Annotated in this window: 19 protein-coding genes; 15 read left to right on the forward strand and 4 right to left on the reverse strand. The window is 67.7% G+C overall.

The window, feature by feature from the left end; genetic code table 11:
- Positions 1–810: a sugar phosphate isomerase/epimerase family protein gene (locus tag E4191_RS04020; protein WP_135312256.1), complete on the reverse strand. Its 810-nt coding sequence runs from the start codon at positions 808–810 to the stop codon at positions 1–3.
- 154 nt (positions 811–964) lie between these two features.
- On the opposite strand from E4191_RS04020, the gene E4191_RS04025 reads away from it, so the two are divergent.
- The 6 genes from E4191_RS04025 to E4191_RS04050 all read left to right on the forward strand — a co-directional run bounded on the left by E4191_RS04025 (position 965) and on the right by E4191_RS04050 (position 6487).
- Positions 965–1819: a transketolase gene (locus tag E4191_RS04025; RefSeq protein ID WP_135312257.1), complete on the forward strand. Its 855-nt coding sequence runs from the start codon at positions 965–967 to the stop codon at positions 1817–1819.
- On the forward strand, positions 1816–2850 hold the full coding sequence (locus tag E4191_RS04030) for a transketolase family protein (RefSeq protein WP_135312258.1): 1035 nt from the start codon (positions 1816–1818) through the stop codon (positions 2848–2850). The genes E4191_RS04025 and E4191_RS04030 overlap by 4 nt, the downstream gene beginning before the upstream one ends.
- A 22-nt stretch (positions 2851–2872) precedes the next feature.
- A complete protein-coding gene (locus E4191_RS04035) occupies positions 2873–3625 on the forward strand; it encodes an SDR family NAD(P)-dependent oxidoreductase (RefSeq protein ID WP_135312259.1) in 753 nt (250 codons plus the stop codon).
- Positions 3626–3691: 66 nt separating this feature from the next.
- A complete protein-coding gene (locus E4191_RS04040; RefSeq protein WP_135312260.1) occupies positions 3692–4654 on the forward strand; it encodes a TRAP transporter substrate-binding protein in 963 nt (320 codons plus the stop codon).
- Complete coding sequence (locus E4191_RS04045) at positions 4654–5217, forward strand: TRAP transporter small permease (protein WP_135312261.1); 564 nt, start codon at positions 4654–4656, stop codon at positions 5215–5217. The genes E4191_RS04040 and E4191_RS04045 overlap by 1 nt, the downstream gene beginning before the upstream one ends.
- Before the next feature lie 13 nt (positions 5218–5230).
- On the forward strand, positions 5231–6487 hold the full coding sequence (locus E4191_RS04050; protein WP_135312262.1) for a TRAP transporter large permease: 1257 nt from the start codon (positions 5231–5233) through the stop codon (positions 6485–6487).
- Here E4191_RS04050 and E4191_RS04055 read toward each other — a convergent pair.
- The 3 genes from E4191_RS04055 to E4191_RS04065 are packed head-to-tail and all read right to left on the reverse strand — an operon-like array spanning position 6481 to position 10131.
- Positions 6481–7449 carry a LysR family transcriptional regulator gene (locus E4191_RS04055; protein WP_135312263.1) on the reverse strand — a complete coding sequence of 323 codons (969 nt, stop codon included), beginning with the start codon at positions 7447–7449 and terminating at the stop codon, positions 6481–6483. The two genes, E4191_RS04050 and E4191_RS04055, sit on opposite strands and share 7 nt — an antisense overlap.
- A gap of 52 nt (positions 7450–7501) precedes the next feature.
- The gene (gene oiaX, locus E4191_RS04060) at positions 7502–8755 is read right to left on the reverse strand and encodes a 3-oxo-isoapionate-4-phosphate decarboxylase OiaX (RefSeq protein ID WP_228461528.1); all 1254 of its coding nucleotides are present in this window, start codon (positions 8753–8755) and stop codon (positions 7502–7504) included.
- Positions 8752–10131 (reverse strand): four-carbon acid sugar kinase family protein, encoded by a 1380-nt coding sequence (locus E4191_RS04065; protein WP_135312264.1) that lies wholly within the window; start codon positions 10129–10131, stop codon positions 8752–8754. Before E4191_RS04065 ends, oiaX begins: the two co-directional genes overlap by 4 nt.
- Positions 10132–10221: 90 nt before the next feature.
- On the opposite strand from E4191_RS04065, the gene E4191_RS04070 reads away from it, so the two are divergent.
- The 9 genes from E4191_RS04070 (at position 10222) to E4191_RS04110 (ending at position 21074) form a co-directional block, all read left to right on the forward strand.
- Positions 10222–11052, forward strand: coding sequence for a phosphogluconate dehydrogenase C-terminal domain-containing protein (locus E4191_RS04070; RefSeq protein ID WP_135312265.1), 831 nt, complete (start codon positions 10222–10224; stop codon positions 11050–11052).
- Positions 11053–11083: 31 nt separating this feature from the next.
- Positions 11084–11719, forward strand: coding sequence for a D-ribose ABC transporter substrate-binding protein (locus E4191_RS04075; protein WP_228461670.1), 636 nt, complete (start codon positions 11084–11086; stop codon positions 11717–11719).
- A gap of 124 nt (positions 11720–11843) precedes the next feature.
- Entirely contained in the window at positions 11844–12473 is a 630-nt protein-coding gene (locus E4191_RS04080) for a DUF2291 family protein (RefSeq protein WP_135312266.1), read from the forward strand.
- A complete protein-coding gene (locus tag E4191_RS04085; RefSeq protein WP_135312267.1) occupies positions 12470–13993 on the forward strand; it encodes a sugar ABC transporter ATP-binding protein in 1524 nt (507 codons plus the stop codon). Before E4191_RS04080 ends, E4191_RS04085 begins: the two co-directional genes overlap by 4 nt.
- On the forward strand, positions 13990–15066 hold the full coding sequence (locus E4191_RS04090; protein WP_135312268.1) for an ABC transporter permease: 1077 nt from the start codon (positions 13990–13992) through the stop codon (positions 15064–15066). Before E4191_RS04085 ends, E4191_RS04090 begins: the two co-directional genes overlap by 4 nt.
- A gap of 688 nt (positions 15067–15754) precedes the next feature.
- Positions 15755–17014, forward strand: coding sequence for a Hint domain-containing protein (locus tag E4191_RS04095; RefSeq protein WP_135312269.1), 1260 nt, complete (start codon positions 15755–15757; stop codon positions 17012–17014).
- 446 nt (positions 17015–17460) lie between these two features.
- Positions 17461–19044, forward strand: a complete 1584-nt coding sequence (locus E4191_RS04100; protein ID WP_135312270.1) for an ABC transporter substrate-binding protein — start codon at positions 17461–17463, stop codon at positions 19042–19044.
- Between the two features lie 77 nt (positions 19045–19121).
- The gene (locus E4191_RS04105) at positions 19122–20105 is read left to right on the forward strand and encodes an ABC transporter permease (protein ID WP_135312271.1); all 984 of its coding nucleotides are present in this window, start codon (positions 19122–19124) and stop codon (positions 20103–20105) included.
- 3 nt (positions 20106–20108) lie between these two features.
- The gene (locus tag E4191_RS04110; protein WP_135312272.1) at positions 20109–21074 is read left to right on the forward strand and encodes an ABC transporter permease; all 966 of its coding nucleotides are present in this window, start codon (positions 20109–20111) and stop codon (positions 21072–21074) included.
- Positions 21075–21079 lie beyond the last annotated feature (5 nt).

Here is a 21079-nt window from a genome sequence, read left to right on the forward strand (position 1 = left end):
TCAGGTGACGATGCGGCGGGCATGGGCGACGGTCTGGTCCAGCCACGGCCGCTCCTGCGCCCGCGCGGCCTGCGGGTCGCCGCCCAGGGGCAGCCAGTGTTCCAGGATGCAGCTTGTCTCGGGGGGGCAATGCCCCAGTTGCGTCAGGACCCAATCCAGCGGCGCCCGGCCCTGTCCGAGGGGCACGCCCTGGATGCGGAAGCCCACGCCATGGGGGTCTGGCGTGATCACATAGTCCTTGAGGTGCAGGTTGATCGTCCAGGGGGCCAAGAGGCCTACCGTCTCCTCGGTCCATTCGCCGGCGCAGATCGAATTCGCGACATCGAGGCAGACGCCAAGCTGCGGGTCGTCCACGGTCTCCAGCAATTCGACCATGCGCGGCGAGGGGTAGTTGAAGTGGTTCTCGATGGCGATGCGGATGCCGGCATCCCGGGCATCCTGCAGCAGGGGCCGCAGCTGTTGGGCCAGATCCGCGACCGGCATCCGCGCGTCGGCCTCGTCCAGCGCCACGCGCAGGATGCAGGCGCCGATACGCCGGCCGATGACCAGATAGCGCGCCACCTGGTCGGCATCGAAGGACTGCGTGCCCAGTTCCAGCGTCATGCCGCGATCGGCGGCGATCCGGGCCAGACGATGATGCTCGTCGTCCGAGAGGCGGTCCAGGGGCAGGTTGTCGGCATATTGCACGACGCCAAGGCCGCGCGAATGCGCCTCGTCCAGCAGGTCAAAGGCGGTCATCGGGCGCGGCGGATGCTGATCCCCGATGCCGATGTTCCACCGGAAGGCATAACTGCCCAGCCCAAGCTTCATGATGATCCCCTCCCAAGGTGCCACCCAGCTTCGACCGTTGGACCCGCTCGATCAATGTAGTTTATCTACGCAAACCGTCAATTTTACCGTCGATACGAAGCGGTCCCGTTCGGTTACCTTTCCCTTGGGTCGGAGGACCCGCAGGGAGGATGACATGAACGCGACAGACCGGCCCCTTCACGGGTCGAACATCTCGCTGGCCCGCCGGGCCTGGGCGATCCGCCGCCACGCCTTGCGCATGGGACAGGTGCAGGGGCAGGGCTATATCGGCCAGGCTCTGGGCATCGCGGACGTCTTGGCGGTGGCCTATTTCCACACGATGGAATACCGCCCCGAGGATCCCGAATGGGAGGGGCGCGACCGGTTCCTGCTGTCCATCGGCCATTACGCCATCGCGCTCTATGCGGTGCTGATCGAGGCCGGGATCCTGCCCGAGGAGGAGATCCAAACCTACGGCATGGATGACAGCCGCATGCCCATGTCGGGCATGGCCTCCTATACGCCGGGGATGGAGATCACCGGCGGATCCTTGGGCCACGGGCTGGGGATCGCGGTCGGCATGGCCATGGGCCTGCGCCACAAGAAGAACCCCGCCTTCGTCATCAACCTGATGTCGGATGGCGAACTGGGCGAGGGCTCCACCTGGGAGGCCGCGATGTCGGCGGGCGCGCAGAGCCTGTCGAACCTGATCTGCATCGTCGATTTCAACGACCAGCAGGCCGACGGCCCCTCCACGCAGGTCCTGTCCGCCGAACCCGTCGCCGACAAGTGGCGCGCCTTCGGCTGGCACACGCAGCGGGTGGACGGCAACGACATCGAGGCGGTGCGCGATGCCTTCGACGCGGCGCGCAACCATGACGGCCCCCAGCCCCGGGTGATCGTCTTCGACACCACCATGTGCAAGGGCGTGCCGTTCCTGGAGGCCCGCGAAGTCAACCACTTCGTGCGCGTCGAGGCCGAGGAATGGGACCGCGCGCTGGCCATCCTGGACGAAGGACAACCGCAATGACCCATGCAAGCCAGGCCCGCAAGTACGAGGCCCGCCACGCCCCCGAGGGCCCCCGGGCCGCCACGTCCGCGATGATCGCCTCGCTGGCCGCCGAAGGCTATGACGCCGTCGCCGCCCCCTTTGGGCAGGCGCTGGTCGAGCTGGCGAAATCCGATGACCGGGTGGTCGGCCTGTCCGCCGATCTGGCCAAGTATACCGACATGCACATCCTGGCGCAGGCGATGCCGGAACGGTTCTACCAGATGGGCATGGCCGAGCAGCTGCTGATGTCTGCCGCTGCCGGGATGGCGCGCGAGGGGTTCCTGCCCTTCGCCACGACCTATGCGGTCTTTGCCAGCAGGCGCGCCTATGACTTCATCGCCATGGCCATCGCCGAGGAGAACCTGCCGGTCAAGATCTGCTGCGCGCTGCCGGGCCTGACCACCGGCTACGGCCCCAGCCATCAGGCGACCGAGGATCTGGCGATCTTTCGCGGGTTGCCCAACATGACGATCATCGATCCCTGCGACGCGGCCGATATCCAAGGCATGGTCCCGGCGATGGCGGCCCATCCCGGCCCGGTCTATGCGCGGCTTCTGCGCGGCAAGGTCCCCGACGTGCTGCGGCGCCACAAGCCCGACTACAGGTTCGAGCTGGGCCGCGCGCAGATGATCCGCGAGGGGGGCGACGTGCTGGTCGTCTCGACCGGGATCATGACGATGCGGGCGCTGGATGCCGCCGTCCGGCTGGAGGCGGACGGGATCGGGGTGGCCGTGCTGCACGTCCCGACGATCAAGCCGCTGGACCGCGCCACGATCCTGGCCGAGGCGCGCAAGGGCGGCCGTCTGGTCGTCACCGCCGAGAACCACACGGTGATCGGCGGCCTGGGCGAGGCCGTGGCCACCACGCTGATGCTGGAGGGCGTCGCTCCGCAGTTCCGGATGATCGGCCTGCCGGACGAATTTCTCGAGGCCGGCGCGCTGCCGACCTTGCACGACATGTACGGGCTGTCCGTCGACCGGGTGGCCGAACAGATCAAGGGCTGGCTGTAAGCCAGAAAGGGAGGAGACACTCATGGGACTTCTGGACGGAAAATACGCGATCATCACCGGCGCCGCCTCGGCCCGGGGCCTGGGCAAGGCCACGGCGCAGCTGTTCGCCGATCACGGCGCGACGGTGGCGATCCTGGACCTGAACGAGGGTGCGGCGCAGGCCGCGGCCGATGATCTGGGCGCGGGCCATCTGGGCCTGGCCTGCGACGTGACAGACAAGGCGGCCTGTCAGGCCGTCATCGAGCGGCTGACGCTGGCCTGGGACCGGATCGACATCCTGGTGAACAACGCGGGCATCACGCAGCCGCTGAAATCGCTGCAGATCGAGGCGGCGCATTACGACGCGGTGCTGGACGTGAACCTGCGCGGCACGCTCTACATGACGCAGGCCGTGGTGCCGGTCATGCAGAAGGCGGGCGGGGGCAGCATCGTCAACATGTCCTCGGTCAGCGCGCAGCGCGGCGGCGGCATCTTCGGCGGGCCGCATTACTCGGCGGCCAAGGCGGGCGTGCTGGGCCTGACCAAGGCGATGGCGCGGGAATTCGCGCCCGACCAGATCCGCATCAACGCGATCTGCCCCGGCTTCATCGCCACCGACATCACCGCGGGCAAGCTGACGCCCGAGATGATGGAGACGATCCTGACCGGCATCCCGATGGGCCGGGCGGGCGAGGCCAGGGATGTCGCGGGCTGCGCGCTGTTCCTGGCCTCCGACCTGTCGGCCTATTGCACCGGCACCGAGGTCGACGTGAACGGCGGCTCGCTGATCCACTGAGAACGAAGCCGCTGGCCAATGGAGGGGCCGGCGGGTGACACATGCATCAAATGGGAGGACCTACCGATGACCAAGACAATCCTGACCGCACTGACCCTGTCCGTGGCCCTGGCGGGCACCGCCGGCGCCCAGCAGGTGATCCTTGCCCACGGCGCCGCGCCGGGCAATCCCCGCGACGTGGCGGCCACCGCATGGGCCGAGGCCTTCGCCGCCTGCGCCCCAGGCACCACCGTCAACGTGGCGGGCGCCGCCACGATGGGTGACGATGTCGAGATGCTGACCTCGGCCAGCGCGGGCATCATCCAGGTGACCGCCAACAGCCAGGGCGCCATGTCCCAGATCGTCCCCGAGATCGGGCTGCTGGGCCTGCCCTTCCTGTTCCCCGACCTGCCCACCGCGTGGGAGGTGATGGACGGCGAGGTCGGCCAGACGCTGGACGCGGCCGCGCAGAACGCGGGGCTGAAGATCCTGGGCTTCTGGGACAACGGCATCCGCCATGTCAGCCACATGACCAAGACCGTCGAGGATCCCGCCGATCTGGCCGGCATGAACATCCGCACGCCCCCCGACCAGATGACCATAGACATCTTCAGCGCGCTTGGCGCCTCGCCCGCGCCGCTGGCCTTCTCGGAACTGCCGACCGCGCTGCAATCGGGGGTCTTCGACGGGCAGGAGAACCCGCTGACGAACATCTATTCCTCGCAGATCCACGACATCACCAAGTTCATCACCCTGACCGGGCACAAGTACGAATCCACCCCGGTCGTCGCCGGCCTGGGCTGGTGGATGAGCCTGGACGAGGCCACGCAGACCTGCGCGCTGGAGGCCACGCGCCTGGCGGGCGAGACGCAGCGCCAGCTGTCGCTGGAGGCCGAGCAATCCCTGCGCGCCACGATGGAGGCGGAGGGCGTGACCATCGTCGAGGCCGATCGCGACGCCTATATCGCCGCCACCGCCTCGGTCTATGACAGCTATGCGGCCAGCTATCCCGAGCTGGTCGCGGCCCTGCGCGAAGCGGCGGGCCAGTGATGGAGCCGCAATCCCCGCAACCGGGGCCGGGGGGCGCGTCCCCCCCGGTCCTGCGGGCCGCAGGCGGCGTGGCCAGCGCCGTCGAGGCCAGCGGCAAGGTCATCGCCGTGTCCTGCCTGGCCTTCATGTTCGTGGCGCTGCTGGTCAATGTCATCCTGCGGTACTTCTTCGCGGGGGGCATTCCCTGGGCCTACGAGATCCATGCGCTGCTGATGCCCTGGCTGGTGGCGGGCGGCGTCGTGATCGCGGCGGCCAACGGCGCCAACATCGCCATCACCCTGCTGCCCGGCATGCTGGGCGAGCGGGGCGCGCAGATCCTGCTGATCGTCGTGCAGGCGCTGATCGTGATCATCTCGGTCTCGGTGCTGGTCAGCAGCCGGCCGATCCTGGTCGCCTCGCAATACCAGCGCCTGTCCACCTTGGGGATCACGCAGGTCTGGGGCTATGCCAGTCTCGTCTATGCCTTCGGCGGCATGGCGCTGCTGGCGGGCATCGACATCCTGCGGGTGATCTGGGGCGGCCAGACCTGGGACCGCGATCCCGCCTCGAACAGCCTGAGCTGAGGGGGGAACCATCATGACAAGCACAATGATCGCCGTCTTCTTCGCGCTGATGGCGCTGGCCGTGCCGGTGGCGCATGCCATGCTGGGCGGCACCGCCTTCGCGCTGTGGATGGAGGGGCGGCCGATGGCCGTCATCGCGCAGCGCCTCTATTCGCCGACGCAAAGTTTCCCGATGCTGGCGGTGCCGTTCTTCATCCTGGCGGGCAGCCTGATGATGCAGGGACGTTTCGGCGAATACTTGGTCAATATCGCGCGGCTCTTCGTGGGCAACCTGCGGGGCGGGCTGGGGCAGGTCTCGGTCATCGGCTCGGTGATGTTCGGGGGCGTGTCGGGGTCGGCCGTGGCGGATGCCACCGCGATGGGCAACGCGCTGATCCCTGTGCAGAAGAAGGCGGGCTATCCCGGCGGCTTCGCGGCGGCGGTCAATGCCTCGTCCTCGACCATCTCGGTGCTGATCCCGCCCTCGATCCCGCTGATCCTGTACGGGCTGGTGGCGAACGTGTCGATCATCGACCTGTTCGTGGCGGGCATCCTGCCCGGCGTGATGCTGGGACTGGGCATGTTCGCCTGCGTCTGGTGGGTCGCGCGGCGCAAGGATCTGCCCCGCTCGCCGCTGCCCGGCGGGTTCCGCGCCTTCCGCAGCCAGTTGCTGATGGCCATTCCCGCGCTGCTGATGCCGGTCTTCATCATCGGCACGCTGCGCTTCGGCGTGGCCACCCCGACCGAGGTCAGCGTCATGGCCGTGGCCTATGCGCTGGTCGTCTGCGGGCTGATCTATCGCGACCTGACATGGCGCGGCGCGTGGAACGCCTCGGTGGAAACGGCGATGATGACCGGCGCGGTGATGCTGATCATCATGGCGTCCTCCACCATCCAGTGGCTGCTGACGGCCGAACAGGTGCCCCAGAACCTGGCCCTGTGGGTCACGGGCACCCTGTCCGAGCCGTGGATGATCATCCTGGCGCTGAACCTGGTGATGCTGGTCGTGGGGGCGTTCCTGGACCTGCCGGCGGCGGTCCTGCTGCTGGGGCCGCTGTTCGTGGGCATCGGGCAGGCGATCGGGATGGACCCGGTGCAGCTGGGCCTGATGATGGTCGTCAACCTGTCGATCGGGCTCTACACCCCGCCTGTGGGCACGACGCTGTTCATCTCGGCGGGCATCGCCAAGGTGGGGATCGGAGAGACCGTGCGCGCGCTGGTGCCCTTCTATCTGGTGGCGCTGTTCGTGCTGATGCTGATCTCGTATGTGCCGGCGCTGACCATCTACTGAGCGGCGCCCGGGGGCTCGGCCTGCCTGAAGCGGCATCCCAGCTGCGTCAGGCAGGCCCTTGCCTCGGCCTCGTGGACCTCGGCCGCCGCCGCGATCCAGTCGGCGAACCGCGCCACGATCCGCCGGTTCAGGTGGCGCGACGGGCAGACCATCCAGTAGGCGGGAAAGTCGATCACCGGAAAGTCCAACGACAGGGGCACCAGATCGCCGCGCTGCACATCGGCCAGGCACAGGTTCACGCTGTCCAGCGCCACGCCCATGCCCTGCCGCGCCAGCTCCAGCGACATCGAGGATCGGTCGAAGGCCATCGGATAGGTCAGGTCGGGCAGGTCCACCCCGTTCAGCGACAGCCACAGGTCCCACCGGAACATCGTCTTGACGCTGTCGATCAGCACCGCGTGGCGCAGCTGTTCGGCCGGGTCGTCCGAGATCCCCTGCAGCCGGTCGCGATAGTCGGGGCTGCACATCGGCATGACCAGATCGTGCATCACCCCCATGACCGACAGCCCCGCCCATTGCCCGTGTCCATAGCGCAGGTCGAAATCCGCGATCTCGGTCTCGAACGAGGTGAAGTCCTGCGTGGCGTCGACCCGGATCGCCCATTCCGGATTGGCGGTCAGGAAGGCGCCGATGCGCGGCCCCAGCCAGCGCACGCCGAAGCTGGGGCTGACGCGCAGGATCAGGTTGCGCAGGTCGCGCTGCCGGATGATGGCGCTGCGGGCGTTGCGGATCGAGCCGAAGGCATGGGTGGCCGTCTGGAACAGGATGTCGCCGTCATGGGTCAGGATCAGCTTGCGCCGCTCTCGCCGGAACAGGCGGACGCCGAACTGCGCCTCCAGCAGGCGGATCTGCTGGCTGACCGCCGAGGGCGTCACCCCCAGCTCCGTCGCCGCCCCGCCGACGGACCCTTGCCGGGCGACGGTCTCGAAACACTCGATGGCCTTGATGTTGATGTCACGCATGGTCGCCTGACAGTCCTCGAAACGCGCGACGCTGTCCAGCGGGAGCAAGGTTTCAGCCGCCCCACAGGTCATAGGCCGCCTTCAGATCCGGATCCCGGGCGGTGGCCTGATCGGGGGTGAGGCCCTCGCTGGCCGCCGCCCATGCGGCGCGGATGGCGCGGACCCCTGCGGCGGGGCCGCCGGGATGGCCGTGGATGCCGCCGCCGCCCAGATACATCAGGTCCAGCGTCTGCCCCGTGCGGCGCCAGGTCTCGAAGGCCTGCCCGCCCCATTGGCCCGAGCAGACCACCGGCAGCGCCCGGTCGGCCTCCGAGAAGATCGGCGTCGTCACGTCGGCAAACGAGCGCACGAAGCTGTCGTCGCCCTCCCAGTATTTCGCGGCGATGCCGTTGATCTGGAACTGGTCCACGCCCAGCAGGCGCCAGATCTTCTGATAGGGGCGGAAATCGTAGCCGAAGCCCGGATGCCGGGTCAGCAGGTCCCACCCGTTGCGATGGGCGTGCAGGCACAAGGCCGACCGCTTGCGCAGGAAGGCCATCCCTCCCGCCCCGATCGAGTTGATGTTGATCACCGCCGCGGTGCCGCCCTGAGCCACAACATGATCGTGGTGGCGCATCATCACGTCGGGATCGGCGGCCGAGATGCCAAAGGCATACATCACCCGCTTGCCCGTCCTTTGTTCGTGGTCGCGGATCACCGGCATGATCGCCGCGACCCGCGCGTCGAGCGGCGCATAGGCGGGGTTCATCATCTTCTCGTCGTCCTTGATGAAGTCGACGCCCGCGTCGCAGAGCGTCCGCACGACCCCTGCCGTCTCCTCCGGGATCAGCCCAAGCGACGGCTTGATGATCGAGGCGATGATCGGACCCTCGGCCACCCCTGTCAGGCGGCGCGAGCCTTCGATCCCGAACTGCGGCCCCGGATGGCAGGCGAAGTCGGACGGCAGGTCCAGGTCCAGGATGCGGATGCCGGTCAGCCCGCGCGCCGCGAAGACCCCGCCAAGCGTCACCGTCATCAGCGCCGCCAGGTCGGTGCCGATGCTGTCCAGCGGATAGGCGATCACCGCCTTGGCGCGGCGGAAGGGGCCGGGATGGCCCTGCGTCTCGGGCAGCGAGGGGGCGGGCAGGGGCTCCAGCATCGTCACCGCCTCGACCCGGGCGGCATGGCGGGCGCGCAGGGCGTCCGTCTCTCCGGGCAGCTCGGTGAAGGTGCCGGTGGACTGGTCGGCGGCGATCTTGGCGGCAAGGGCTCGCGGATCGCCGGGGGTCTCGATGCGGTAGGTGACGCGGATCATCGATTGGCTCATGCCGGGGTTCCTCTGCGGGGGCCGCCGCCGTCGCGGATCCAGCCGAAATAATCCTGCGACCCCATCTGGCCGCCCTTCAAGGCGATCTCCAGCCCGTCATGCGGGCCGTCGCCAAAGGCCCGGCACAGGGCCGCGCCCGGGATCGTGGGGGCCAGCGCCGTCAGCGCCTGCAGCCCCAACTGCCGCATCGCATGCCCCGAGGTGTCCCCGCCCGAGATCACCGCCCGCCGGATGTGCGACCCGCGCAGCACCCGGTCCAGGATCCGGCCCAGGGCCTCGCCGATGCGGCGGTTCGCGACGTCGGGCGCCATGCCGCTGGCGGCCAGCGCATGGCGGAACGCCGCCACCTGGTCGCCCCGATGCCCGGCGGCGGAATGGATCAGCGGGCTCTGCCCCGCCTCGGCCGCCGCCAGCCCGGCGCGGGTCAGGCGCGCGACCTCGGCCTCCAGCGCGGCCTCGCTGCCGCAGGCCGTGCGGGCGTCGAAGGGCAGCAGCGAGAAGCCCCGGCCCCCCGCCCAGTCCAGCTGCGCCGCCGTCACCGGCGAGACCGAGCCCGACACCACCGCGATGCGGTCCACCGCCCCCGCCGATCCGGGCGGCGGGGCGGCCGGGATCTGGCCCGTCCGCTGCCAGTGCCGCACCAACGCGTATTCGACGCCCTGGCTGCCCGCGACCAGCCCCATCCGGGCACGGTTGTGCCAGATCAGCGCGCCCGCCGCGGCCTCGCTGCCGGGCTCCATGCTGTCGATCGACAGGATGCGCGCGCCGTCCGCCAGCGCGGCCTCCAGCCGGGCCTGGGGATCCGTGGCCAGCGCCTCCAGGTCGATCAGCGCGCCGGGCAGGTCGGTCTGCGCCGCTAGATGCGCCAGCAGGTCCGATTCAGCCATCGGCGTGACCGGGTGGTGGGCCATCACCGGATGTCGGTCCAGCCGGAACACCCCGCCCGGCGCGCCCGCGAACAGATGCCCGAAGGCCTGATAGCGCCGCATCGCGGGCGCCGCGGTCAGCAGGGCCACCGCCTTTGCGGGGCGCACCGCCAGCCCCGCCGCGATCGCCGCCCCGATCGAGCCCGCATGCGGCGCGGAATCGAAGGTCGAGCAGATCTTGTAATGGATCAGCGCCGGGTCCAGCGCGTCCAGCGCGCGAAACAGCCCGGGCAGATGCGCGGCCATCCAGTCCGGCCCCTCGGCCCGCGCCGTGGTGGCGATCCCCAAGCCCGCGACATCGGCGAAGCGCGCCCGCAGGTCCGGCCCGGGGACTTGGGTGAACAGGACCGAGGGCAGGCCCGCGAAGGCCAGCACCTCCATCACCGCCGCCGAGCCGGTGAAGTCGTCCCCCAGCCAGGCGATGCGCAGCCCGTTCCGGCGATCCGTCATCCGCCCCCTCCTCCGCGCTTGACATGGCCTTGTGTTTATCATGTCATCATACCAGTTAGGCAAGTTGATTCCGGCGCGGCGGGGGGACGGATGACCAAGGTGGCGCTGCTGGGGGCAGGGGGCAAGATGGGGGTGCGGCTGGCGACCAACCTGGCCCGCTCCGACTTCGAGGTGGCCCATGTCGAGATCGGCGAGGCCGGGCGCGCGCGCCTCAAGGCCGAGCTCGGCATCGACTGCATCGACCGCGACGCGGCGCTGCAGGGGGCAGGGGTGGTCATCCTGGCCGTGCCCGACACGGTGATCCGCGCGGTGGCCGCCCAGATCGTGCCGACGCTGGCGCCGGGCACCATGGTCGTCGTGCTGGACGCCGCCGCGCCTTTCGCAGGCCATCTGCCCGACCGCGCGGACGTGACCTATTTCGTCACCCATCCCTGCCACCCGCCGATCTTCAACGACGAATCCACGCCCGAGGGCCGGGCCGACCATTTCGGCGGCGTCGCGGCGCAGCAGGGCGTCGTGAACGCGCTGATGCAGGGCCCCGAGGATCACTATGCCCTGGGCGACCGCATCGCGCGGGCCATCTATGCCCCGGTCGCCCGCAGCCACCGCGCCACCGTGCGGCAGATGGCCATGCTGGAGCCGGGCCTGTCGGAAACCGTCTGCGCGTCCCTGCTGTCGGTGATGCGCGAGGCGATGGACGAATGCGTGGCCCGCAGCGGCGTCAGCCACGACTGCGCCCGCGACTTCCTGCTGGGCCACATGAACATCCTGGGCGCGGTGATCTTCGAGGAACGCCAGGGCGCCTTCTCGGACGCCTGCAACAAGGCCATCGAGTTCGGCAAGCCGATGCTGATGCGCGACGACTGGAAACGCGTCCTCGAATGGGACGAGATCGAGGCCAGCATCCACAGAATCACATAAGACCATCTCATCATAGCTGTTCAACACCGCCATCGCCCGTGGGGCCAAGGCGATCATCCTGGACAATGCCGGGGCCGACGCCACGGTCGCCGCCGTTCAATCGGCCAAGGATGCGGGCATTCCGTCCTTCCTGATCGACCGCGAGATTAAGGAAAGCGGCATCGCCGTCAGCCAGATCGTGTCCAACAACTATCAGGGCGCGCAGCTGGGGGCCGAGGAGTTCGTCCGCCTGATGGGCGAGGAAGGGCAGTATGCCGAACTGCTGGGCCGCGAGGCCGACACCAACGCCGGCATCCGGTCGTCGGGCTATCACGACATCATCGACCAGTATCCGGATCTGGAGATGGTCGCCCAGCAGACTGCCAACTGGTCGCAGACCGAGGCCTTCACGGTGATGGAGACGATGCTGCAGGCCCATCCCGACATCAAGGGCGTGATCTCGGGCAACGACACGATGGCGATGGGAGCCTGGGCCGCGCTGGAGGCGGCGGGGCGGACCGACGTGATCGTGGTGGGCTTCGACGGCTCGAACGACGTGCGCGACTCCATCAAGGCGGGGGGCATCAAGGCGACGGTGCTGCAGCCGGCCTTCCGCCAGGCGCAGCTGGCGGTCGAGCAGGCCGACGCGTCTCTGCGCACCGGCACGACGGGCCTGGACGAGAAGTAGCTGATGGATTGCGTCCTGATCACCGCAGACAATGCCGATCAGCTGGAAACCTTCGCGCTGGCCGAATGAGGCCCCGCGGGTCCGGTCGCGCGCCGGACCCGCCCCATCCCCATAGGATCCGCCGATGACTCCTGCATGGACCGTCCTCAGGGTCGGCGCGCTTGTCCTGCTGCCCGGCTGCAAGATCGTGGCGAACCCCGACCCCGCATCCGCCGAGGTGCCGATGGCCGACGACCAGCACATGGCGGGGCGGGCCACGCAGATCTTCGACGAGGAACTGCCGGCCTATGTTCAGGACCGCGCCGTCACCGCCCCCGATCTGCGCGCCGCGCTTGCGCAGGGACTGGACGCGGCGGGCACCGCCCATGGGATCCGCCCGGCATCCGAAGGCAGCCCGTGGAACTTCATCCTGCAGGCCGAGGGCGTGGTGGTGGAGGCCGATCGCGACTCCCGCGCCGCCAAGGTGATGCTGGATACCGATGCGGACGGGCAGGGGGACCTGACCGTGCAACTGGGCCCGGTCATCCGGGGCACCGCGCTGCGCGACGCGCTGGACTTCCTGGTCTTCACCGAATTCCGCGACCAGATCGAATTCGCCAAGCTGGCCCGCGCCCTGAACGATCAGGCCCATCGGCGGCTGACCCTGCCCGAGGGCGATCTGACCGGGCAGCGCCTGTCCGTCCGGGGCGCGATGACCCTGCCCGCCGCCGACGCCGCTTGGGTCGTGGTGCCGACCGCCCTGGCCGCGCCATGACCGTGGGTCTGCAGATCCGTGGCGGCACCAAGGTCTATCCCGGCACCAAGGCGCTGCAGGGCGTGGATTTCGACTTGCATCTGGGCGCCGTCAACGTGCTGGTCGGCGAGACCGGCACCGGGAAATCGACGATGATGAAGGTCATCGCCGGGGTCGAGCACCTGACCGAGGGCCAGATCCTGATCGACGGCCATCCGGTGCGGCTTGACAGTCCCGATGCGGCCCGCCGCCACGGCATCGGCATCGTGTTCCAGGAACTGAACCTGTTTCCCAACCTGACCGTGGCCGAGAACATCTTCATGGGCCGGGAATGCACCCGCGCGGGCATCGACATCGACCGTGGCGAACAGCGGGCGCGCACGCGGGCGCTGATGGCGCGGCTGGAACAGGACATCCACCCCGACACCCTGCTGGGCGATCTGCGCGTGGGCCAGCAGCAGATCGTCGAGATCGCCAAGAGCCTCGCCCGCGACGCCCGCATCCTGATCCTGGACGAACCGACCAGTGCGCTGTCGGCCACCGAGGTCGAGATCCTGTTCCGCGTCATCGGCGACCTGCGCCGCCAGGGCGTGGGCATCGTCTACATCTCGCACCGGCTGGGGGAACTGCTGCGGATCGGCGACCACATCACCGTCCTGCGCGAGGGGCGCATCACCGGGGCGCGGTCGATGCAGGGCGTCGATCTGGACTGGATCGTGCGCGCCATGATCGGTGGAGCCAGCAAGGACTATGCCAAGGCCACCGACCACCCCTTCGGGCCCGAGGTCTTTCGCGCCGAGGATGTCTGCCTGACCCGCCCGGGCGGCATGGCCGTTGATCATGTCAGCCTCTCGGTGCGCGAGGGCGAGATCCTGGGCGTCTACGGCCTGATGGGCGCGGGGCGCAGCGAGTTTCTGGAATGCGTCATCGGGCGGCACCGTCATGCGACCGGGCGCCTGTTCATCCAAGGCCGCCCGCTGACCGCGCGCAGCATCGCGGGGCGCATCGCCCAAGGGATCGCCCTGATCCCCGAGGACCGCAAGAACGACGGTCTGGTCCAGATCCTGTCGATCCGCGAGAACATGACGCTGTCCAGCCTGGGACAGGTCACGACGGCCGGCGTGCACATGAACCTGGGTGCGGAACGGCGCCGCGTGGGCGCGTTCATCAAGCGGCTGGTCGTCAAGATCGCCTCGATGGACAACCCGGTCTCGTCGCTGTCGGGCGGCAACCAGCAGAAGGTCGTGATCGGCAAGGCGCTGATGACCCGGCCCAAGGTCCTTCTGATGGACGAGCCGTCGCGCGGCATCGACATCGGCGCCAAGGCCGAGGTGTTCCGCACAATGCGCGAGCTGGCGGCGCAGGGCTTGGGGATCGTCTTCGTCACGTCGGATCTGGAAGAGCTGATGGCCCTGTCGGACCGCATCGTCGTCATGTCGAACGGCCGTGTCACGGGCCGCTTCGACCGCCGCGACGCCACCGAAACCGCCCTCGTCGCCGCCTCGGCCAAGGGTCACAGCCTCAGGGAACCCGCCGCATGAGCGAGATCGCAACCGCCCCGCGCCGCCCGCCGCAGACCACCCAGATGCTGCTGGTGGCGCTGAAGGCGCGTACCTTCATCGCGCTGATCCTGGTCTTCGCCTTCTTCGCCGTCGCGGCCCCGAACTTCTTCTCCACCGCCAACATGGTCATCATGTCCAAGCATGTGGCGTTGAACGCGTTTCTGGCGATCGGCATGACGTTCGTCATCATCTCGGGCGGGATCGACCTGTCGGTCGGTTCCATCGTGGGGCTGTGCGGCATGGCCGCCGGATACCTGATCCTGAACGGGATCGACGTGGGGCTCGGCTGGACGATGCACTTCAACACGGTCGAGATCTGCCTGATCGTCATGGCGGTGGGGGTGGCCATCGGCGCGGTGAACGGGGTCCTGATCACCCGGCTGAACGTCGCGCCCTTCATCGCCACCCTGGGGACGCTCTACATCTGCCGCGGGGCGGCGATGCCGTTCTCCGACGGGCGGACCTTTCCGAACCTGACGGGATCGGCGGACTACGGGTCGGACACGTTTCGGCTGATCGGGGCAGGGACCTGGGCGGGGCTGCCCGTCACCATCTGGATGCTGATCGCGGTGGCCATGCTGGCCGCCTACATCGCCGGGCGCACGCCCCTGGGGCGCTATATCTACGCCGTCGGCGGCAACGAGCGCGGCGCGGCCCTCTCGGGCGTCAAGGTCGACCGGATCAAGCTGTTCGTCTACATGTTCAGCGGGTTGTGCGCGGCGCTGGTCGGGCTGATCATCAGCTCGCAGCTGGTGGCGGCGCATCCTGCCACGGGCCAGTCGTTCGAGCTGAACGCGATCGCGGCGGCGGTCCTGGGCGGCACATCGATGTCCGGCGGACGCGGCCGGATCGGCGGCACGATCGTGGGCGCCTTCGTGATCGGCGTGCTGTCGGACGGGCTGGTGATGATGGGCGTGTCGTCGTTCTGGCAGACGGTCATCAAGGGCCTGGTGATCATCGCCGCGGTGGTGGTCGATCAGGCGCAGCAAAAGCTGCAGGCCCGCGTGGCGTTGCAGGCCCGCGTGGCGTTGCAGGCCGGGGCGGGGGCGTGACACCTTGAGGCGCGCCTGATCGGCTGCGGGACTTTCGCCCGGAACCAGCTGCATGCCTGGCGCGCCATCGCCCCAACCGTGGCAGCGCATCGACCGCTGGTCGAGGCAGCGGCTGTGACCAGCCTGCACGCGATCTGCCGGAAACCATTTGCCAAAAGGGTAGTGATCCGCGCGCTTGGCGCTCCATCGCCCCACAGCCTCTGGCGTGCCATCTGGACTCCCGCACCGGGCCGCTAGGCGGCTGACGGTTTTCTCTGTGCTGCAGGACAAGGAGAAACAGCCGGTCGGCGCCTTTACCGAGATGGGCAGGGCGCTGTTTAGCGTACTGACAACATGATCGCCGGCGGAACGTGCATCCCGGGTTCGGCCAGCCTGGAGGCAAATGCCGGCAAACCCGGCGTGGTTCAGGCGGAAGGGAAGCAGGTTCTCCGGATGTCGGGAAAACATTGTAAAACGAAACCCTTGCAGGTTTTCGTTCCATCGCGCGCCACCGGCCCGCAGACATTTATCAAGTTGAACTGTCTTGTTCGAATCAACCTGGAGAGGTATCCAAGAGGCAACCTCAGGTTGAGGTTATTTCGGTCCCATCGGTAGATCCTCCGCTTGTCGGCATCGACCGGTCACATGTTCACGCCTGCTTTCGTACGCGCTGGAAGGCGACGTGCGTCGGCGAAAATGAGGACGCGCTATGCCCTTTTTGACAGAACTCCAAGGCGCCACTATTTCAGTGGAAGCCGACACCCCTGTCGTGACCTTCCCCGAAACCGGAGTGCTCAACTCTTTCGGAGAATCCCGTCAGTTCGACGACTACAACGTGCTCAAGGACTCCACGCCCAACCAGACGGCCCCCGGTGATTTCATCGCGCCCGTCTTTACCGAGCAGGTTAATGGGCAGCCGGTCGACACTCCCTTTCCCGGAACCTTCGTCGGAAGCGGCACCTTTGGAAATGGTTCCCTCTCGATCGGCACCGACCCGCTGCCAATCTCCGGTATTGAGTTACTGAGAGTCAATCTCACCCTCAATGGCGTGTCTGCAGACTATTTTCAGGCAGATGGCAAGATCTACGCGATCACCGAACAAGCGCTTGACGCAAACAGTCTGGGCGTGACGGGAAGCGTTTCTTTGTCTGGCCTTCCCCTGCCTTTGCCGGAAGGCACCACGCTGGCAAACCTCAACGAAGCGATCTCTGGGGTGCCTGGGGTTGGTGGCCTGCTGGATGACCTGATCGACGACACTGGCTCGCTCACGCAGAACCTGCTGAACACCGTGGCCACGTCTGTCGACGTCAATACCGATGTCAATCTCACCGTCCCGGGCGATGATATCAACGCGCTGGTCTGCTTTGCGACGGGATCGATGATCCTGACCCCCGGGGGCTACCAGGCGGTAGAGAACCTGAAGGCGGGCGACCTTGTCTGCACGAAGGACAACGGGGACGCTCCGATCTCGTGGATCGGGTCCCGCGCTGTCAGCGCCGCGACGCTTGCCGAGTATCCTGGCCTGCGTCCCATCCGCATCGCGGCCGGCGCCTTGGGGTCGGGGCTGCCCAGTTCCGATCTGGTCGTCTCGCCCCAGCACAGGGTTCTGGTGCGTTCGGCCGTGGCGCAAAAGATGTTCGGCACGAACGAGGTCCTTGTCGCGGCAAAGCAGCTGCTTCAGCTCGACGGGATCGACATCGCCACCGACCTGGCCAGCGTGGTGTATGTCCACTTCATGTTCGATCAGCATCAAGTGGTGATCGCGAACGGAGCGGAAACCGAGTCGATGTTCACCGGTCCGCAGGCCCTGAAGTCGGTCGGTCGCGCGGCGCGCGCGGAGATCTTCGCCCTGTTCCCCCATCTTGCTGACAAGGACTATGCGCCGCAGGGCGCGCGCATGCTGCCCTCGGGCCGGATGGCGCGCAAGCTGGTGTCCCGCCACATCCAGCATCGCAAGCAGCTGGTCTGACCTGAAGGCCTTACGACCACTGCATGACAAAGCCCGCGCCTTGGCGCGGGCTTTCGTCGACGCCGGACGCGGCCGGTCTTGCTCAATGACCGTCTCTTGCTCAAGCCTGCGCTGGACTTGCCGGTGAGCCGTCGCCATCGCGCCACAGGAACGCCACCGGTCCGGGTGACCCTGGCAAGCGACCGGCGACCGGCGGGGGCAGCTGGGACAGCCGCACGGCGTGCTCGTGCCGAGGGCAGGCCTGCGGCCTCGCCGGTCTACCATCGGAAAAGACGGGCACCTGATCCGGGCCGCGATCCGGCCTCCGCAGCCGACGCGACCCGTGGACGGGACGCTTCGGATCTGCCCGATCACCTAGATTGCAATTGTATCGGGACGCTGAAACGGGTTGTCTGCTGCAAGCGGTCGTCCCAGAGGCGGCCTGTTCCAGAACCAGGGAGAAGACCATGAAGAAGGTGATGACACACCTCGGGCTTGCGCTGCTGTCCTCGACGATGATCGCGGGGGCCGCCTCGGCCGAGACGATCCGGTGGGCCCGGGCCTCGGATGCGCTGACGCTGGATCCGCATTCGCAGAACCAGGGCGTGACCCACAACTTCGCGCACCACATCTACGAGACGCTCGTCGACCGCGACGACGAGGGCACGCTGCAGCCGCGGCTGGCGACCGAATGGTCCCTCAAGGAGGGCGATCCGACCGTGTGGGTGTTCCGCCTGCGCGAGGGCGTCACCTTCCATGACGGCGCCGCGTTCACCGCCGAGGACGTCGTCTTCTCGCTGGACCGCGCCCGGTCCGAGGCCTCGAACATGCGCCAGCTGCATGTCGACGTGGCCGAGGTTCGCGCGATCGACGACTATACCGTCGAGGTCCAGACCACCGGCCCCTCGCCGCTCTATCCCAACAACCTCACGAATACCTTCATCATGGACAAGGACTGGTCCGAGGCCAACGACGTGGTCGAGGTGCAGGACTATGCCGCGGGCGAGGACAACTTTGCCGTCCGCAACACCAACGGCACCGGCCCCTATGTCCTGCAGTCGCGCGAGGTGGATGTCCGCTCGGTCCTGACGATCAACGAGACCCACTGGGCCGAGGACACGCCGGCCGTGACCGAGATCATCTATCTGCCCATCGCCGACAACGCGACCCGGATCGCGGCGCTGCTGTCGGGCGAGGTCGATCTGGTGCAGGACGTGCCCGTGCAGGACATCGACCGGCTGCAGGGCACCGGCGGCATCAAGATCGAGACCGGGCCGGAAAACCGGGTGATCTATTTCGGCTATCGCTTCGACGAGGAGCCGCTGGCCTCGTCCAACGTCACCGACGCCAACCCCTTCAACGATCCCCTCGTGCGCGAGGCGATGGAGCTGGCCGTGGACCGCGATGCCATCGCGCAGGTGGTGATGCGCGGTCAGGCGATCCCCACGGGCGTCGCGAACCCGCCCTTCGTCGCCGGCTGGACCGAGGAGCTGGACGCCTATCCCGCCGTCAACCTCGAGCGCGCGCAGGAACTGATGGCCGAGGCCGGATACGAGGACGGCTTCACCGTCACGCTGGACACGCCGAACAACCGCTATGTGAACGACGAGGCGATCAGCCAGGCCGTCGTCGGCATGCTGGGCCGCATCGGCATCACCGTGACGCTGGCCTCGCGCCCGGTCGCGCAGCACTCGCCGCTGGTCACCAACAACCAGACCGATTTCTACCTGCTGGGCTGGGGCGTTCCGACCTTCGATTCGGCCTATGTCTTCAACGACCTGGTCCATACCAAGGAAGGCAGCTACGGCGCCTACAATGGCGGCCTCTATTCGAACCCCGAGCTGGACGCCAAGATCCAGTCCTTGGGCACCGAGACCGACATGGAGGTCCGCGACGCCACCGTGGCCGAGATCTGGGCCGAGGTGAAGGCGGAGCGCGTGCTGCTGCCGATCCACAATCAGGTGCTGGCGTATGCGATGCGCGACGACATCACGCTGCCCGTGCACCCCGAGAACCAGCCGCTGCTGACCTCGCTGACCTTCGCCGAGTGACGTGACGACGTGACAGACCGCCGCGTTCGGGTTCGCCCCGGCGCGGCGGTTTCCCATTCGAAAGGACAAGGCGCATCATGTTGGCCTTCATCATCCGGCGTCTGGCCCAATCGGTGCTGGTCATGCTGTTCGTGGCGCTGATCGCGTTCGTCGTCTTCCGCTATGTGGGCGACCCCATCGCCAGCATGGTCGGGGTCGAGACGCGTCTGGCCGATCAGGAGATCATGCGCGACAGGCTGGGCCTGAACGACCCGGTCATCCTGCAGTTCCTGCGCTTCATCGGCAACGCCCTGCAGGGAGAGTTCGGGATCTCGTACCGCCTGCAGCAGCCGGTGACGGAACTGATCCTGTCCCGCCTTCCCGCCACGCTGGAACTGGCCTTCGCCTCGGCCACCATCGCGCTGGTCTTCGGGCTGGTGCTGGGGGTCTTCACCGCCCTGAAGCCGCGCGGCTTCGCCACCGGCCTCATCATGGCCATTTCGCTGATCGGCGTCTCGCTGCCCACCTTCCTGATCGGGATCGGGCTGATCTACATCTTCGCGGTCGAGCTGGGCTGGTTCCCCTCCTTCGGGCGCGGCGACACCGTCGATCTGGGCGGCTGGCGCACCGGTCTGCTGACCGAAAGCGGGCTGCGATCCCTGGTGCTGCCCGCGATCACGCTGTCGCTGTTCCAGCTGACGCTGATCATGCGCCTTGTGCGCGCTGAGATGCTGGAGGTCCTGCGCACCGAATACATCCGCTTTGCCCGCGCGCGCGGGCTGTCGCAGCGGGCGGTTCATTTCGGCCATGCGCTGAAGAACACGCTGGTGCCGGTCCTGACCATCACCGGGCTTCAGCTGGGATCCGTGATCGCCTTCGCCATCGTGACCGAGACGGTCTTTCAGTGGCCGGGCGTCGGATCGCTGTTCATCGTCTCGGTGCAGGTCGTCGACGTGCCCGTGATGGCGGCCTATCTGATGTTCATCGCGCTGGTCTTCGTGCTGATCAACCTGATCGTCGATATCCTTTATTACGTCGTGGACCCGCGCCTGCGCGTGGATGGCGGCGGAAGCGGAAAGTAACCCATGAAAAACCCCACCCAAGGCAATGCGGCCCCCATCGTGCCGCCCAAGCCCCAAGGCAGGCTGAAAGCGGCGCTGGACAGCGACATCTTCTATTCCTGGCGCCGCTCGCCCGTCACGATCGTGGCGACGGTGGTGGCGCTGGCGCTGATCCTGATGGCGATCCTGGCCCCCTTAATCGCGCCCCACAACCCGTTCGACCCGGCCAGCCTGAACCTGATGGACGGCTTCACCCCGCCGATGACGGAAAACCAGTTCACCGGAAACAGCTATCCCCTGGGCACCGACAACCAGGGCCGGGACATGCTGTCATCCATCATGTACGGCAGCCGCATCAGCCTGTTCGTCGGCGCCATGGCCACGGCCTTCGCGATCACGCTCGGCGTGTCTCTGGGGCTGGTGGCGGGCTACAATGGCGGCATGATCGACGGCATCATCATGCGCATCGCCGACATCCAGCTGTCCTTCCCCGGCATCCTCATCGCGCTCTTGATCTTCGGCATCGCGCGCGGCGTGATCCCCGCCAACCAGCAGGAGAGCATGGCGATCTGGGTCCTGATCGTCGCGATCGGCCTGTCGAACTGGGCGCAGTTCGCCCGCACCGTGCGCGGCGCCACGATGGTCGAGCGGCAGAAGGATTATGTCTCGGCCGCGCAGATCATGGGCGTGCATCCCTTCCTGATCCTGCTGCGCCACGTCCTGCCCAACGTGCTGGGCCCGGTCCTGGTGATCGGCACGATCGGCCTGGCCCTGGCGATCATCGAGGAGGCGACGCTGTCCTTCCTGGGCGTGGGCGTGCCCCCGACCCAGCCCTCGCTTGGCACGCTGATCCGGATCGGGCAACAGTTCCTGTTCTCGGGCGAGTGGTGGATCCTGCTGTTCCCGGCGGTGACGCTGATCCTGCTGGCCCTGTCGGTGAACCTGCTGGGCGACTGGCTGCGCGACGCGCTGAACCCCAAGCTGCGCTGAGGAAA

Origin of the sequence: Paracoccus liaowanqingii (genome assembly GCF_004683865.2) — a bacterium.
Lineage (GTDB): Bacteria > Pseudomonadota > Alphaproteobacteria > Rhodobacterales > Rhodobacteraceae > Paracoccus > Paracoccus liaowanqingii.

Bases quoted from the DNA above. Each gene is read 5' to 3' on its own strand.
- E4191_RS04020 (WP_135312256.1), bottom strand. From the start codon at position 810: ATGAAGCTTGGGCTGGGCAGTTATGCCTTCCGGTGGAACATCGGCATC.
- E4191_RS04025 (WP_135312257.1), top strand. From the start codon at position 965: ATGAACGCGACAGACCGGCCCCTTCACGGGTCGAACATCTCGCTGGCC.
- E4191_RS04030 (WP_135312258.1), top strand. From the start codon at position 1,816: ATGACCCATGCAAGCCAGGCCCGCAAGTACGAGGCCCGCCACGCCCCC.
- E4191_RS04035 (WP_135312259.1), top strand. From the start codon at position 2,873: ATGGGACTTCTGGACGGAAAATACGCGATCATCACCGGCGCCGCCTCG.
- E4191_RS04040 (WP_135312260.1), top strand. From the start codon at position 3,692: ATGACCAAGACAATCCTGACCGCACTGACCCTGTCCGTGGCCCTGGCG.
- E4191_RS04045 (WP_135312261.1), top strand. From the start codon at position 4,654: ATGGAGCCGCAATCCCCGCAACCGGGGCCGGGGGGCGCGTCCCCCCCG.
- E4191_RS04050 (WP_135312262.1), top strand. From the start codon at position 5,231: ATGACAAGCACAATGATCGCCGTCTTCTTCGCGCTGATGGCGCTGGCC.
- E4191_RS04055 (WP_135312263.1), bottom strand. From the start codon at position 7,449: ATGCGTGACATCAACATCAAGGCCATCGAGTGTTTCGAGACCGTCGCC.
- oiaX (WP_228461528.1), bottom strand. From the start codon at position 8,755: ATGAGCCAATCGATGATCCGCGTCACCTACCGCATCGAGACCCCCGGC.
- E4191_RS04065 (WP_135312264.1), bottom strand. From the start codon at position 10,131: ATGACGGATCGCCGGAACGGGCTGCGCATCGCCTGGCTGGGGGACGAC.
- E4191_RS04070 (WP_135312265.1), top strand. From the start codon at position 10,222: ATGACCAAGGTGGCGCTGCTGGGGGCAGGGGGCAAGATGGGGGTGCGG.
- E4191_RS04080 (WP_135312266.1), top strand. From the start codon at position 11,844: ATGACTCCTGCATGGACCGTCCTCAGGGTCGGCGCGCTTGTCCTGCTG.
- E4191_RS04085 (WP_135312267.1), top strand. From the start codon at position 12,470: ATGACCGTGGGTCTGCAGATCCGTGGCGGCACCAAGGTCTATCCCGGC.
- E4191_RS04090 (WP_135312268.1), top strand. From the start codon at position 13,990: ATGAGCGAGATCGCAACCGCCCCGCGCCGCCCGCCGCAGACCACCCAG.
- E4191_RS04095 (WP_135312269.1), top strand. From the start codon at position 15,755: ATGCCCTTTTTGACAGAACTCCAAGGCGCCACTATTTCAGTGGAAGCC.
- E4191_RS04100 (WP_135312270.1), top strand. From the start codon at position 17,461: ATGAAGAAGGTGATGACACACCTCGGGCTTGCGCTGCTGTCCTCGACG.
- E4191_RS04105 (WP_135312271.1), top strand. From the start codon at position 19,122: ATGTTGGCCTTCATCATCCGGCGTCTGGCCCAATCGGTGCTGGTCATG.
- E4191_RS04110 (WP_135312272.1), top strand. From the start codon at position 20,109: ATGAAAAACCCCACCCAAGGCAATGCGGCCCCCATCGTGCCGCCCAAG.